This is a genomic window from Nocardiopsis sp. YSL2, from assembly GCF_030555055.1.
In the GTDB taxonomy this organism is placed as follows: Bacteria; Actinomycetota; Actinomycetes; order Streptosporangiales; family Streptosporangiaceae; genus Nocardiopsis.
Genome location: NZ_JAMOAO010000001.1, coordinates 3,994,160 through 4,007,713 on the forward strand (window position 1 = coordinate 3,994,160; position 13,554 = coordinate 4,007,713).

15 protein-coding genes are annotated in these 13,554 nt (G+C 71.2%); 11 read left to right on the forward strand and 4 right to left on the reverse strand.

All coding sequences use genetic code 11. The features are described 5' to 3' along the window. Positions 1 to 71 precede the first annotated feature (71 nt). The 9 genes from M1P99_RS17725 (at position 72) to M1P99_RS17765 (ending at position 9,361) form a co-directional block, all read left to right on the forward strand. Positions 72 to 1,037: a tetratricopeptide repeat protein gene (locus M1P99_RS17725; protein WP_304453716.1), complete on the forward strand. Its 966-nt coding sequence runs from the start codon at positions 72 to 74 to the stop codon at positions 1,035 to 1,037. 273 nt (positions 1,038 to 1,310) lie between these two features. Further along, positions 1,311 to 2,039: an AAA family ATPase gene (locus M1P99_RS17730; RefSeq protein ID WP_304453717.1), complete on the forward strand. Its 729-nt coding sequence runs from the start codon at positions 1,311 to 1,313 to the stop codon at positions 2,037 to 2,039. A 411-nt stretch (positions 2,040 to 2,450) separates the two neighbouring features. Further along, the gene (locus tag M1P99_RS17735; protein ID WP_304453718.1) at positions 2,451 to 3,848 is read left to right on the forward strand and encodes an NAD-dependent malic enzyme; all 1,398 of its coding nucleotides are present in this window, start codon (positions 2,451 to 2,453) and stop codon (positions 3,846 to 3,848) included. 210 nt (positions 3,849 to 4,058) lie between these two features. Continuing rightward, entirely contained in the window at positions 4,059 to 4,640 is a 582-nt protein-coding gene (locus M1P99_RS17740) for a YqgE/AlgH family protein (protein ID WP_304453719.1), read from the forward strand. Positions 4,641 to 4,707: 67 nt separating this feature from the next. Beyond that, a complete protein-coding gene (locus M1P99_RS17745) occupies positions 4,708 to 4,950 on the forward strand; it encodes a DUF3039 domain-containing protein (protein ID WP_053618320.1) in 243 nt (80 codons plus the stop codon). Positions 4,951 to 5,319: 369 nt separating this feature from the next. After that, a complete protein-coding gene (locus tag M1P99_RS17750) occupies positions 5,320 to 6,114 on the forward strand; it encodes a class E sortase (protein ID WP_304453720.1) in 795 nt (264 codons plus the stop codon). A 13-nt stretch (positions 6,115 to 6,127) separates the two neighbouring features. After that, positions 6,128 to 6,391 (forward strand): hypothetical protein, encoded by a 264-nt coding sequence (locus M1P99_RS17755; protein WP_304453721.1) that lies wholly within the window; start codon positions 6,128 to 6,130, stop codon positions 6,389 to 6,391. 142 nt (positions 6,392 to 6,533) lie between these two features. Then, complete coding sequence (locus M1P99_RS17760; protein WP_304453722.1) at positions 6,534 to 8,255, forward strand: DEAD/DEAH box helicase; 1,722 nt, start codon at positions 6,534 to 6,536, stop codon at positions 8,253 to 8,255. Between the two features lie 128 nt (positions 8,256 to 8,383). Further along, a complete protein-coding gene (locus M1P99_RS17765) occupies positions 8,384 to 9,361 on the forward strand; it encodes a zinc metalloprotease (protein WP_304455740.1) in 978 nt (325 codons plus the stop codon). On the opposite strand, the gene M1P99_RS17770 is transcribed toward M1P99_RS17765, so the two are convergent. Continuing rightward, entirely contained in the window at positions 9,333 to 9,665 is a 333-nt protein-coding gene (locus M1P99_RS17770; protein WP_304453723.1) for a type II toxin-antitoxin system PemK/MazF family toxin, read from the reverse strand. The two genes, M1P99_RS17765 and M1P99_RS17770, sit on opposite strands and share 29 nt — an antisense overlap. Then, positions 9,662 to 9,928, reverse strand: a complete 267-nt coding sequence (locus M1P99_RS17775) for a hypothetical protein (protein WP_304453724.1) — start codon at positions 9,926 to 9,928, stop codon at positions 9,662 to 9,664. Before M1P99_RS17775 ends, M1P99_RS17770 begins: the two co-directional genes overlap by 4 nt. 9 nt (positions 9,929 to 9,937) lie before the next feature. On the opposite strand from M1P99_RS17775, the gene M1P99_RS17780 reads away from it, so the two are divergent. Both M1P99_RS17780 and M1P99_RS17785 read left to right on the forward strand, forming a co-directional pair. Continuing rightward, the gene (locus M1P99_RS17780; protein WP_369696563.1) at positions 9,938 to 10,288 is read left to right on the forward strand and encodes a TetR-like C-terminal domain-containing protein; all 351 of its coding nucleotides are present in this window, start codon (positions 9,938 to 9,940) and stop codon (positions 10,286 to 10,288) included. Between the two features lie 9 nt (positions 10,289 to 10,297). Then, the gene (locus M1P99_RS17785; protein WP_304453726.1) at positions 10,298 to 11,305 is read left to right on the forward strand and encodes a tryptophan--tRNA ligase; all 1,008 of its coding nucleotides are present in this window, start codon (positions 10,298 to 10,300) and stop codon (positions 11,303 to 11,305) included. 155 nt (positions 11,306 to 11,460) lie between these two features. Here M1P99_RS17785 and M1P99_RS17790 read toward each other — a convergent pair whose 3' ends face one another. Together M1P99_RS17790 and M1P99_RS17795 are read right to left on the reverse strand one after the other, a co-directional pair. After that, a complete protein-coding gene (locus M1P99_RS17790) occupies positions 11,461 to 12,033 on the reverse strand; it encodes an isochorismatase family protein (RefSeq protein ID WP_304453727.1) in 573 nt (190 codons plus the stop codon). A 174-nt stretch (positions 12,034 to 12,207) separates the two neighbouring features. Further along, positions 12,208 to 13,509 carry a nicotinate phosphoribosyltransferase gene (locus M1P99_RS17795; RefSeq protein WP_304453728.1) on the reverse strand — a complete coding sequence of 434 codons (1,302 nt, stop codon included), beginning with the start codon at positions 13,507 to 13,509 and terminating at the stop codon, positions 12,208 to 12,210. Positions 13,510 to 13,554: the final 45 nt, after the last annotated feature.

Here is a 13,554-nt window from a genome sequence, read left to right on the forward strand (position 1 = left end):
TTCGGCGACGGATTCCGCGCAGGCGCCCGGGAGCGTCACCCACCCCGTCCCGCATGCGGCAGGATGGAACCATGCAGCCTTCGGACTTTTCACCGAACAGTGCCGTTGACCTCGGCGCGCGCAAGGCGGCCATGGAACGCGAGGCCAAACAGCGCGCGGCGGAGTCGGCGGGTCGAACCAACCCCTACGCCGTCAACGTCGACGAGTCCAACTTCCAGGCCGAGGTGCTGGAACGGTCGATGTCCGTTCCGGTCGTGCTGGCCGTCCTGGCGGGCTGGTCGGAGCAGTCCCAGCAGGTCGAGAGCGCGCTGGACGGCATCTCCGCGCGCTCGGGCGGCAACTGGTTCCTGGCCAAGCTCGACAGCGAGGCCAGCCCCCAGCTCATGCAGGCCCTGCGCGTGCCCTCCACCCCGATGATCATCGTCGCCGTCCAGGGCCAGATCATGCCCGGCCCGGCCGGTCCCGCCACCGAGGCCCAGCTGCGCGACTGGCTGGGGCAGGTCTTCGGGGCCCTGGCCGAGCAGGGCATGCTGCCCCCCGGGCACCCCGGCACCGTCGAGGGCGAGCCGGGCGCCGAGGCGGAGCAGCCGGGCGCGCAGGGTGACCAGCCCGGGGACCCCTCGGTCCGCCCGGTGGACTCCGAGGCCCAGGAGGCACTGGAGCGCGGTGACTTCGAGGCGGCCGCGGCCGTGTACGAGAACGCGGTCAAGGCCGACTCCGGCGACACCGAGTCCAAGATGAAGCTCGCCCAGGTGCGCCTCATCGGCCGGCTCCAGGACGTGGACCCCGACAGCTCCCGCCAGGCGGCGGCCGACCGTCCCGATGACGTCGCGGCCCAGTGCCGGGTCGCCGACATCGACATGTACGGCGGCAAGTTCGAGGACGCCTTCGACCGGCTCATCGACACGGTCCGGCGGACCAGCGACGACGACCGCGACGAGGCCCGCACGCACCTGCTCGGGCTCTTCGAGCTGCTGCCCCCGGGCGACCCCCGGGTCGGTGCGGCACGCCGCAAGCTGACCGCGGCACTGTTCTGATCCACTCCCGCACGACAACGCGGACCCGTGTCGGCGCCGGGGCGGCCCCCCGGCGCCGACACGGGCACGGACCCCGGGCCGTGTCGGCGGCGGGACAGATTCCTCGTCCGGGGCGGCATTCTTTTTTCTCCGTTTTCATCCCTTCATGGGACAAAACGGCAAATCGTCACGTTTTTTCGCGCGGACGGGCACGCGTGAGATCCGCCGCGGGCCGGGTAGAAGTCGGTCAACAGCGGTCCAGCTCGGCCCGCGTGGTGACACGGCAGGTGCCCCATGGCCAACGACGCCCCTGACGAAGGCGCGAACGCGCCCGTCGTCACGATCTCGGCGACCTTCGGCGCCGGCGGCAGCGTGATCGGGCCGGCCGTCGCCGCCCGTCTGCGCGTGCCCTTCCTCAACCGCGCGATCCCCAGTGCCGTCGCCGGGCGCATCGGCTGCTCCCTGGACGAGGTGCTCCAACGCGACGATCGCGCCCCCGGCGGCATCGAGCGCCTGCTCTCCAGTGCCGCCCGGCTGCCCACCGTGACGCTCGGCAGCGTCGACACCGCCTTCATCGGCACCACCAACGAGGAGGGCCGGCTCCTCTACGACCACGAGTTCGTCGAGCGGACCGAAGAGGTCATCGGCGAGTTCGCGCACCGGGGCGGCGTCGTCCTGGGCCGGGCGGGCGCGATCGTGCTCGCCGACCACCCCACCGCCCTGCACGTGCGGCTCGACGGGGACCGCCACGCACGCCTGCGCCGCGCCCGGCGGCTGTGGGCGTCCGGCGACCGCGAGGAGGTCGGCGGGCAGGGCTGGGGCGAGGGCGAGCCCACCCTCCGCACGCTGGACGACAACGACCGCGCCCGCCACGCCTACGTGCGGCGCTTCTACCGGACCGATCCCGCCTCGCCGCAGCACTACCACATCGTGCTCGACGGGACCGCCCTGACGCCCCAGGCGTGTGTGGACGTCATCGTCCGCGCCGCCGAGGACAGGGCGAGCGACGGAGCGGAACCCTGAGAGACCCCCTCCGGCGGCCGCCCGGACACTCAAGCGGCGTCGTAATTTATGCGATTCTTTACTAAGGCGGTAATTGTCACCTTGTGCTGACGGCGAGGCCTTGACTCAGGTAAGGTGAGGCGACCCGATTACGGGTCCAGACCAGCCCTCCATCTTGGGCCCCGCTGCGTCGGTGACGGTGTGCCGCCACCGGTCGTCCCGGGTCCGCAGGACGTTCCACCCCGAGCTCGCGCCGACGCGGGCGTCGCCCAGCGCCGCCCACCGAAGCCACCGCTGCGGGCGGGCCGCCAGCGGAGCGCGCTTGCGCTCCGGTCCGTGTGGGAGTGTTCCCCGGCGTCAGCGCACGCACGCGGGAAGGGTTGCCGGCGTGCCCGCGCAGGCACCACCCCGAGTAAGACCAAGGAGCATTACGTGGCCACCCTTCCCAGCGTTTCGTACTCCATCACCGTCCGTCTCGAACTGGACGCCGGAGGCAGCGCTGTCGGCAGCCTCACCAACGCGGTCGAGCAGGTGGGCGGCATGATCACCGCGCTGGACGTCGCGGCCGCCGGACACGAGCGCATCCGTATCGACGTCACGTGCGCGGCGCGCGACACCGAGCACGCGCAGGCCATCGTCGACGCCCTCGGCGCGGTCGACGGGGTCGTCGTCCACAAGGTCAGCGACCGCACCTTCCTGATGCACCTCGGCGGCAAGATCGAGATGAAGTCCAAGGTGCCGCTGCGCAACCGCGACGAGCTGTCCATGGCCTACACCCCCGGTGTGGCGCGCGTCTCGCAGGCCATCGCCGCGAACAAGGACGATGCCCGCCGCCTGACCATCAAACGCAACAGCGTCGCCGTGGTCACCGACGGCTCCGCCGTACTGGGCCTGGGCAACATCGGCCCCGAGGCCGCCATGCCCGTGATGGAGGGCAAGGCCGCCCTGTTCAAACGCTTCGCCGACATCGACGCCTGGCCCCTCGCCCTGGACACGCAGGACGTCGACGAGATCGTCCGCACCGTCCAGGTGATCGCCCCGGGCTTCGGCGGTATCAACCTGGAGGACATCTCCGCGCCCCGCTGCTTCGAGGTCGAGGCCCGCCTGCGCGAGCTGCTCGACATCCCGGTCTTCCACGACGACCAGCACGGCACCGCGATCGTCGTGCTCGCCGCCCTGCGCAACGCCCTGCGCGTGGTCGGCAAGAAGCTCGGCGAGGTCCGCATCGCCATGTCCGGCGCCGGCGCGGCCGGGACCGCCATCCTCAAGCTCCTCATGCACGCCGGTGCCCGCGACATCATCGTCAGCGACGTGCACGGCGCCGTGCACCAGGGCCGCGAGGACCTCGACTCCAACCTGCGCTGGATCGCCGACCACACCAACCCCACGGGCTACAGCGGCGACCTGAGGGGATCGGTGGCCGGGGCCGACGTGTTCATCGGCGTCTCCGCGCCCAACGTGCTCGGCGGGGACGACATCGCGGAGATGAACGAGGACTCGATCATCTTCGCCCTGGCCAACCCCGACCCAGAGGTCGACCCCGAGGTCGCGCACCTGCACGCCTCCGTGGTCGCCACCGGGCGCAGCGACTACCCGAACCAGATCAACAACGTCCTGGTCTTCCCGGGCTTCTTCCGCGGCCTGCTGGACGCCCAGAGCCACGACGTCACCTCGGACATGATGGTCGCCGCGGCCGAGGCCCTCGCCGACGTGGTGACCGAGGACGAGCTGGGACCGAACTACATCATCCCCAGCGTCTTCCACTCCGACCTGTCGCACCACGTGGCCACGGCGGTGCGCGAGGTCGCCTCGCGGTCCACGCTCGACTAGGGCGCGGGACCGGGCGGAACCGCGGTGTCCGCGGGGTCTCCCCGCCCGGCCCGACCGCTCCAGGCCGCGTCGGTTCGCCCTCCATGCCCGGGTCGGACTGGGCGGGGAGACCCCGGGCCTCCTCGCCGAACGACAGTGACGACAGACAGTGCGGGCCCCGGCCGGGGAGTGCGGCTGCGGCGGGGCGCCGGAACTGGGTAAAGGTGTGGCATGGACCAGCCAACACTCACGGGGCGGCTCCTGGTGGCCGCCCCCATCCTCCAAGAGGACTCCTTCCGCCGGTCGGTGGTGTTCGTCGTCGACGACACCGACGACGGCGCCCTCGGAGTGATCCTGAACCGTCCGCTGGGTATGCCCGTGAACGAGGTCGTCGCGGACTGGGGTCCCTACGCCAGCGAACCCGCGGTGATGTTCTCCGGAGGCCCCGTGGGCTCCGGTTCCGGGCTGGCACTGGGCATCGCCGTGCGCGACACCGCTCCGCAGGGCTGGGCGCCGTTGGAGGGGCTGGAACCGGACGCCGGACTGGGCCGGGTCGGTATGGTCGACCTCGACGGGCCGGCCCTGGAGATGGGCGGCGCCCTCGGGGCGTTCCGCGTGTTCGCGGGCTACGCGGGCTGGAGTGCCGGGCAGTTGTCCGGTGAGATCGACGAGGGCGCCTGGTACGTGGTGCCGGCGCTGGCACAGGACGTGTTCACGACCGAGCCGGATCGCCTGTGGTCGCGGGTGCTGCGCCGTCAGGGCGGGGACCTCGCGCTGCTGTCGACCTATCCGGACGATCCCACGCTGAACTGAGCGCCAGTCGGAGTAGAACCGATTCCCCGATACCGTGGAACACAGACGTGGAAAGGTGTGAGTCACGATGGCGATGGATGTCGTGAACAAGGTTCTGCCGGACAGTGAGACCAAACCGGAGATCTCGCACGGTGACGGGGACCGCGAGCGGTTCGCGCACTACGTGCAGAAGGACAAGATCACCGAGAGCGCCGTGACCGGCGACCCCGTGATCGCCCTGTGCGGCAAGGTGTGGGTGCCCAACCGGGACCCGAAGAAGTTCCCCGTGTGCCCGGAGTGCAAGCAGGCCTACGAGGACATGATGAAGTAGGTACCCGTCCTCGGACGGGTGAAGGGCCTTGGCGGACCATGCGCGCCAAGGCCCTTCACCGTGTCCGGGGTGTCCGGCCGACGGGAAGCGGGGGCCTTTCCGCCGCGCGTCCACGCGCGGACGGCGGTGGGCGGTTATCGTGGTCCTGCATGATTTGGGGCTTGCGACTGCCTACGCCCATCGTGTGGCGATACTGTCCCAGGAGCGGGTGGCCGCGCGAGGCGCACCGCCGACGTGTTCACCGCGTCGCTGCTCAGCATCGTGTACCGGCACGATGTCGAGGTCGTCCCCCACCCCGCACCGGGGTCCCGCTGGTCGTGCCCTCCGGTAACCGCTGTGAGCATCCTAGGTCGACAGGAGTAGGTCGTATTGGTGTCCGCAACTGATCGGCAGCCGCTGGACGAGGACCGACCCCGGGGCCGGGGGCGCAACCAGGGCGGACGGCGGCGCCGCCCCCGTCAGCGCAGGCCACGCGCCACCCCCGGCGACGTCGTCCGGGGCATCGTCAGGACCATCGGTGAGCTCCTGCTGACCGCGGGCCTTCTCATGCTGTTCTACGCCGCCTACGAGGTCTACGGGTCCCAGTGGGAGACGGACAGGGAACAGCAGGACCTGGCCGACGGGCTGGAGGAGAGCTGGGCGGCCGTGGACGAGACCGGACCGGACTCGGCCCCGCTGCCGGGCAGCGCCGACAGCCGCCTGTACGTGCCCAGCCTCGACCTCGACTGGGTGGTGGTCAACGGCACCACCCAGGAGGACATCCAGTTCAGCCCCGGCCACTACACCTGGTTCGACAGCGAACCCGGCCAGGCGGGCAACTACGGCGTGGCCGCGCACCGCACGCCCGGCCTCTTCTGGGACCTGGACCAGCTGGGGTCGGGCGACGTCATGGTGCTGGAGGACGCGGAGAACTTCTACACCTACGAGGTGTTCCGCGACGAGACCGTGCTGCCCGACGACGTGTGGGTGGTCGACCCCGATCCCTTCGACGACGCCACCGACGAGGAGCCGGAGCGGTCCCTGCTCACCCTCACCACGTGCGCACCGAAGCTCAACAACACCCACCGGCTCATCGTGTGGGCCGAGCTGACCGAGACCACGCCCAAGTCCGAGGGGATGCCCGACTCCATCGCGCACATGGCCCCCGACGCCGACCAAGAGTAGGGAAGGAACGCGAATGTACGGTCTGATCTGGCGTATCCTGCCCGGCCCGTGGGTGTCCAAGCTGATCATGGCGCTGGGCCTGCTGGTGGGCACCGCCGTACTGCTGTGGATGTTCGCCTTCCCGGCGCTGTCGCCCCACATGCCCTTCAACGACGGCGCGGTCGAGGGCGGCGGGCCCGCCCCCGCCGGGGAGGGCGCGCCGGCGGAGGAACCCGCCGACGGGGAGGCCCCACCGCAGGAGGGTCTGGTCGACGACGCGACCGACGGCCAGGGCTGAGAACGAGGACCAGTAGCGGGGCGAACCGCCGTGCCCTCCGCGGAGGCGGCCCCGGGGTGTGCGCGGCACCACCCCGGGGTCACTCTGATCGGTCGGTTCCTCCCGCTACCCTCAAGCAGGTGAGCAACGGGGGACGGGACGGATGACGGTAACGCAGACCACGATGGAGGACCGCCTGCGCGGGCTCCGGGCCTGGCAGCGGGAGGCGTTCGAGGAGTACTTCCGCAGGGATCCCCGGGACTTCCTGGCGGTGGCCACGCCCGGCGCGGGCAAGACCACGTTCGCCCTCACCCTCGCCAGTGAACTCCTCCAGCAGCACCGGATCCGCGCGATCACCATCGTCTGCCCGACCGAGCACCTGAAGAAGCAGTGGGCGGAGGCCGCCGCGCGGTTCGGTATCCCCATCGACCCGGACTTCAAGAACGGCCAGGGCGCGCTCGGCCGCCAGTACGTCGGCGTCGCCGTCACCTACGCGCAGGTCGCCGCGCACCCGATGCTGCACCGCAACCGCACCGAGGCGCGCAGGACCCTGGTCATCTTCGACGAGGTGCACCACGCCGGCGACGCGCTCTCCTGGGGCGACGCGGCCCGCGAGGCCTTCGACCCGGCCGCCCGGAGGCTGTCGCTGACGGGTACGCCCTTCCGGTCCGACATCAACCCCATCCCGTTCGTGGACTACGTCCAGGACAGCTCGGGGGTGCGCCGCTGCTCGTGGGACTACAGCTACGGCTACGCCCCCGCCCTGGAGGACGGGGTCGTGCGCCCGGTCATCTTCATGGCCTATTCCGGTGAGATGCGCTGGCGTACGCGCGCGGGCGACGAACTCGCCGCCCGCCTGGGCGAGCCGCTGACCCAGGACGCCCTGTCCCAGGCCTGGCGCGCGGCCCTGGACCCCAAGGGCGACTGGATCAAGAAGGTCCTGCAGGCCGCCGACCGGCGGCTGACCGAGGTCCGCAAGACGCACCCGGACGCGGGCGGCCTGGTCATCGCCAGCGACCACGAGAACGCCCGCGCCTACTCGCGGATCCTGCGCCAGATCACCGGCAAGGGCGCCACGGTGGTGCTCTCCGACGACCCGACCGCCTCCAAGAAGATCAGCCGCTTCGCGGCGAGCGACGACCGCTGGATGGTCGCGGTGCGCATGGTGTCGGAGGGTGTGGACGTGCCCCGGCTCATGGTGGGGGTGTACGCCACCTCCACCAGTACCGCCCTGTTCTTCGCCCAGGCCATCGGCCGCTTCGTGCGGGTGCGCCAGCGCGGCGAGGTCGCGTCGGTGTTCCTGCCGTCGGTGCCCACGCTGCTGGAGTACGCGGGTGAGATGGAGCGCGAGCGCGACCACGTCCTGGACCGGACCCCGACCGACGACGAGTACCCGGAGGAGGACCTCCTCAAGGAGGCCAACAAGAAGCGCGACACCCCCGACGCGGGGGAGGAGCTGCCCTTCGAGACGATGGAGTCGGCGGCGGAGTTCGACCGCGCGCTCTACGACGGCCTGGAGTACGGCGGATCGCCGGGCTCCTCCGAGGAGGAGGACTTCCTGGGGCTGCCGGGGCTGCTCGACCCCCAGCAGGTGTCCCAGCTGCTGCGCAAGCGCAAGGCCGACATCCAGGCCAACCAGCGCAAGGTCAGGTCCAAGGCCGAGCCGGAGCGGGACGAGGGGCCCACGCACGAGGTGATCGCCGAACTGCGCCGTGAGCTGAGCGGACTCGTGGGGGCGTGGCACCACCGCACGGGCAAGCCGCACGGGGTCATCCACAACGAACTGCGCCGCGCGTGCGGAGGTCCGCCCGTGGCGCAGGCGTCCCCGACGCAGATCCGTGAGCGCATCGCCAAACTGCGCACCTGGGCGGTCGGCCGCAAATAGCGTGATTCGGGCAAATACTTCGCAAGTTCGCGCATGCCCAGTCGGCGCTCCGTCAGAGCGTCGCTACTGTCCGTCAGATGATGGGACGACGTCTTCGCGCGAACACCGCGCTCTGGTCCGGACTCGTGATGTGCGGTGCCGCGCTGACGGGACTCGTGGCGAGCAGCCTGCCGGACACCGCTCCGACGGCGGCGGGCCCCGCGGCCTCCGCACGGCAGGACGCCGCTGAGCCGTGCCCGCCGGGCCTGGAGGCCCGCCTGAGCGATCCGGGTCTGCCGGGGCTCCTCTCCGAGGGAGGGGAGTTGACCCCCGGTCAGGCGGCGGAGTACGAGAAGAGGCTCCGTGAGGCGCTCGAACCCCTGCGCGCGCAGGACGTCGCCCCGCCGCGTGAGGTTCCCGTGGTGGTGCACGTGATCGAGGGCGAGGACGGTGAGGGCCGGGTCTCCGGCGAGCGCGTGCGCGACCAGATCGAGACCCTCAACGCCGCCTACGGCGGCCGCTTCGCCACCGGTCCCCAGTCCACCGACACCGGGTTCCGCTTCACGCTCAGCGGCATCACCCGTACCGTCGACGACGACTGGTTCTCCAGCTTCAACGACCACAGGAACGTCATCCGCTCGCACCTGCGCCAGGGCGGACCCGAGACGCTCAATCTCTACACCGCCGACCTGGGGCCGGGGCTCCTCGGCTTCTCCAGCTTCCCGCAGGACTACGCGGCCGCTCCCGACCAGGACGGGGTGGTGGTCGCCCACGACACCCTGCCGGGCGGCGGGCGCGGGCGCTTCGACCTGGGCCACACCGCCACCCACGAGGTCGGCCACTGGCTGGGCCTGTTCCACACCTTCCAGAACGGCTGCGAGGCTCCGGGCGACTACGTGTCCGACACCCCCTACGAGCGGGAGGCGGCCACCGGCTGCCCGAAGGGGCGCGACACCTGCCGGACCCGGAGGGGGCTGGACCCCGTCCACAACTTCATGAACTACAGCGACGACGCCTGCATGACGTCCTTCACGTCGGGCCAGGCCGAGCGGATGGCCGAGCACTGGGCGGCCTTCCGCGGCGGCGACCCGCGCGCGCTCACAAGGACAGGAGCCGCCGCAGAATGACGTCGATCCGCCACATCACAGTGTCCTCGGCGCTGCCGAACCGGCGCTCCAACCGGAGAGGCGAGATGGCTCGCAGGTCCTCGCACTTGACGTAGCTGATCTCCTTCAGCCCCGAGACTCCCGGTTCGATCTCGACGTGCGTGGGACCGGGCCGGCGGGTGCGTGTCAGTGGGAGGACCATCACCACGGGAGGGCGGGACTCCAGCCAGGGTTGAGCGTTGACGAGGAGAACGGGCCTTCGGAGCGCCTGCCCGTGGCCGACGGGATCGCCCAGATCCGCCATGTGGATCTCGCCGCGCCTCACCAGGCCTCCCTGTCGCTCAACGCGTCGTCCGAAGGGTCGTCCAGGTCGTCCCGGAGGGCGTGGCCCACCAGGTGGTCCTGGCGGTCCGCGTCGGACAGCGAAGCGTGGTGGCGGCGGACGTCACCCCAGAACTCCAACTCCTCGGCCTCGTCCAGGGCATGCTCGATCGCCACCGCGAGGGTCACGTGTTCGCGCTTGGCCCGTTCGCTGATTCGGTCACGTAGTCTTCTGGGGACCTTGATCGTGGTATCCGTAGAACTCATACCCCCAGTATGCCTAACCGGGGGTACCAATGCGAGACACCGGGGCGGTTCCCATGCCTAGCGTTGCTGGGTGCCCTTCGGGCAGCCGGACACTCCCGCCCCCTGCGAGCCGTCTTCGAGGCGGTCCTGCGCGTCCTCAGCCCCTTCGCCGACGGCCGTGACCCCGAACTCCTCGCCGAGGTCGGCTGGTCCAGCATCCACGGGCTCGTCACCCTGGCCAGGGACGGCCGACTGCCCCCGGGGCCGACCGCGACCGGAGGCTGGCGCTGCTCACCGAACAGCTGGCGGCCCCGACCGGTGCCGCACACGGACGGGCGCGTGAGCCCCGCCAGGGCGAGCAGCCGCCGGGCACGCCGCTAGGCTAGGGGTATGGCAGCGAACATCTACCTGACCGGGATCAAGCCCACCGGTGACTTCCACCTGGGCAACTACATCGGCGCGATCAAGCCCGCCCTGGCGGCCGCGCGCGAGTACGACTCGTACTACTTCATCGCCGACTACCACGCCCTCAACTCCATCAAGGACGCCGACGAGCTCCGCCACAGCATCCGGTCAGGCGCTGCCACCTGGCTCGCGTGCGGGCTCGATCCGGAGCAGACCGTCATCTACCGGCAGTCCAGCGTCCCGGAGACCTTCGAGCTCACCACCATCCTGAGCGCCCTGACCCCCAAGGGCCTCATGAACCGTGCGCACGCCTACAAGGCCGCCCGCGACCGCAACAACGAGGCCGGGATCACCGACCTCGACGCCGGGATCAACATGGGGCTGTACAACTACCCCATCCTCATGGCCGCGGACATCCTCATCATGGAGGCCACCCGCGTCCCCGTCGGCCGCGACCAGTCCCAGCACATCGAGTACACCGCCGACATCGCCGGGTACTTCAACCACCGCTTCGGCGCGTCCTACAGCTTCCCGCTGCCCAAGGGCGTCATCGACGACAGCGACGCCAGCATCCTGCCGGGTGTCGACGGCCGCAAGATGAGCAAGTCCTACGACAACCACATCCCGCTGTTCCTGCCGGAGAACAAGCTCAAGAAGGTCATCCGCCGCATCCCCACCGACTCCACCCCGGTCGAGGACCCCAAGGACCCCGACACCTCGGTGCCCTTCCAGCTCCTCACCCACTTCGCCGACGAGGACAAGGCCGCCGACGTGCGCAAGCGCCTGGAGGCCGGCGGCATGGGCTGGGGCGACCTCAAGAACGAGCTCTTCGAGGCCGTCAACGCCGAGCTCGCGCCCAAGCGAGCCCACTACGAGGAGCTGATGGCCGACCCCGCTCGGATCGACGCGATCCTCGACGCCGGATCGGCCCGCGCCCGCGAACGCGCCCGCGTCGTCATCGACCGCGTGCGCGCGGCCATCGGCGTCGCCTGACCCACGCGGCGCGGTCGACGCCGGGGACACGGTTCCGACCACGGGACGGTGGGGATCGGTCCTGTGGGGCCGGACGGCCCCGGTGGGCCCTGGTCCGGCGAGAGGAGGACTCCTCCTCTCCGGACCAGGGCGCCGCTCTGATCGGTCGACGGCGCTCAGGCCACCACCGGCTCGCCCCGCAGTTCCACACCGGCGCCGCGGAGCTGCTCCAGCGCCGACTCCACGGTGGCGGCCCCCACGCCCGCGGTGAGCCCGAGCAGCACGCGCGTTTCGAACCCCTCGGCGGACGCGTCCAGGGCCGTGGCGCGCACGCAGTGGTCGGTGGCGATGCCCACCACGTCCACCGCGTCCACGTCGCGCTCGCGCAGCCAGTCCGCCAGGGCGGTGCCGTCCTCGGCCGTGCCCTCGAAGCCGCTGTAGCCGTCCGAGTAGTGTCCCTTGCTGAACACCGCGTCGGTGAGCGAGGCGTCGAAGCCCGGATGGAACTCGGCGCCCACCGTGCCCGCCACGCAGTGCACGGGCCAGCTCTTGACGTAGTCCGGCTCGGAGGAGAAGTGCGGACCCGGGTCGATGTGATGGTCGCGGGTGGCCACCACCACCCCGTAGTCGTGGGCGTTGTCCCGCGCGTGGTCGGTCACGGCGGCGGCGGTGGCGGCGCCGCCGGCCACGGCCAGGCTCCCGCCCTCACAGAAGTCGTTCTGTACGTCCACCACGATGAGTGCTCGCATCTGCGCATCACTTCCCTTCACTGACCAGTCTGCCCCCTGCGCGCGGCGAACACAGCTGTCGTTCGATGTGATGGTCAGGGCAGCCGGACACACCGCCGGGTTCGTCGCGGCCGCGATCGCCGGGGCCCGGGACGGCGTGGAGCCGGCGCGGGAACCGGGGGCGGCGTTCCGGCCTCAGTGGAAGACGGTCGGCAGCGCGACGTCGCCGCGCGACATCCGCAGCGCCTCCTCGGGCAGCTCCGCCAGGGCCGCCCGGTGCCGCTCCCGGGCGTCCGCCGTGGACTCCCGGCCCACGACCTCCCCGTCGGCCACCAAGGGCCGCAGCATCGGACGCAGGCCCGTCTCCACGGGCGGATGGTGGGGGAAGACCTCCTCGCACACGGCCGTGCCCTTGTCGTCGAGCCGGCGCGCCCCCCACTTGCGGCCGCCCCGGCTGGGCTTGCCGACCGAGCGCTTGGCCACCGGCTCCAGCACCGCCCGCGGGTCCAGGGACCGGGCCCGCGCCACGAGTTTGTACACCAGGGAGACGGTCGGCGCGCCCGAGCCGGTCACGAGCGAGGTCCCCACGCCGTAGCCGTTCACCGGAGCCACGGCCAGCGCCTGCACCGAGTGCTCGTCCAGGTCGCCGGTCACCAGGATCCGGGTGTTGACCGCACCCAGGTCGTCCAGCTCCTTGCGGACCCGCCCGGCGGTCGCGGCCAGGTCACCGGAGTCGAGCCGGACCGCGCCCAGGTCGGGGCCGGCCGTCTCCACGGCGGTGCGCACAGCGCGCTCGACGTCGAAGGTGTCGACGAGCAGGGTCGTTCCCGCGCCCATGGACTCCACCTGCGTCCGGAAGGCGTGCCTCTCGCTGTCGTGCAGCAGGGTGAAGGCGTGTGCGGCCGTTCCGCCCGTGGGCACGCCGTAGGCGCGCCCGGCCGCCAGGTTGGAGGAGGTCGCGAACCCGGCGATGTAGGCGGCCCGCGCGGACGCCACGGCCGCCTGCTCGTGCGTGCGGCGCGAGCCCATCTCGATCAGCGGCCGGTCGCCCGCGGCCACCACCATGCGCGAGGCGGCCGAGGCGATCGCGCTGTCGTGGTTGTACACCGACAGGGCGAGCGTCTCCAGGATCACGGCCTCGGCGAAGGAGCCCTCCACCACCAGGATCGGAGAGCCGGGGAAGTAGGTCTCGCCCTCGCCGTAGCCCCACACGTTCCCGTTGAACCGGTACTCTGACAGCCACTCCAGGGTCGGTTCGTCCACGACACCGTGGTCGGAGAGGAAGTCCAGTTCGGCGGTACCGAAGCGGAAGCGCTCCAGCAGGTCCAGGAACCGCCCGGTCCCGGCCACGACGCCGTACCGGCGCCCCTCCGGGAGCCGTCGGGCGAACATCTCGAAAACGGACCGGCGATCCGCGGCGCCGCTGTGCAGGGCGCCCTGGAGCATGGTGAGTTCGTAGTGGTCGGTGAGCAGCGCGCTGCTGCTGTCCTCGCTCATGCCGACGAGCCTAGTGCGGCGCCGCGCGAGCACGGGAGTGGCGAA

Coding starts and splice junctions, on each gene's coding strand:
- M1P99_RS17725 (WP_304453716.1), top strand. CDS start 72: ATGCAGCCTTCGGACTTTTCACCGAACAGTGCCGTTGACCTCGGCGCG.
- M1P99_RS17730 (WP_304453717.1), top strand. CDS start 1,311: ATGGCCAACGACGCCCCTGACGAAGGCGCGAACGCGCCCGTCGTCACG.
- M1P99_RS17740 (WP_304453719.1), top strand. CDS start 4,059: ATGGACCAGCCAACACTCACGGGGCGGCTCCTGGTGGCCGCCCCCATC.
- M1P99_RS17745 (WP_053618320.1), top strand. CDS start 4,708: ATGGCGATGGATGTCGTGAACAAGGTTCTGCCGGACAGTGAGACCAAA.
- M1P99_RS17755 (WP_304453721.1), top strand. CDS start 6,128: ATGTACGGTCTGATCTGGCGTATCCTGCCCGGCCCGTGGGTGTCCAAG.
- M1P99_RS17760 (WP_304453722.1), top strand. CDS start 6,534: ATGACGGTAACGCAGACCACGATGGAGGACCGCCTGCGCGGGCTCCGG.
- M1P99_RS17765 (WP_304455740.1), top strand. CDS start 8,384: ATGTGCGGTGCCGCGCTGACGGGACTCGTGGCGAGCAGCCTGCCGGAC.
- M1P99_RS17775 (WP_304453724.1), bottom strand. CDS start 9,928: ATGAGTTCTACGGATACCACGATCAAGGTCCCCAGAAGACTACGTGAC.
- M1P99_RS17780 (WP_369696563.1), top strand. CDS start 9,938: ATGCCTAACCGGGGGTACCAATGCGAGACACCGGGGCGGTTCCCATGC.
- M1P99_RS17785 (WP_304453726.1), top strand. CDS start 10,298: ATGGCAGCGAACATCTACCTGACCGGGATCAAGCCCACCGGTGACTTC.
- M1P99_RS17790 (WP_304453727.1), bottom strand. CDS start 12,033: ATGCGAGCACTCATCGTGGTGGACGTACAGAACGACTTCTGTGAGGGC.
- M1P99_RS17795 (WP_304453728.1), bottom strand. CDS start 13,509: ATGAGCGAGGACAGCAGCAGCGCGCTGCTCACCGACCACTACGAACTC.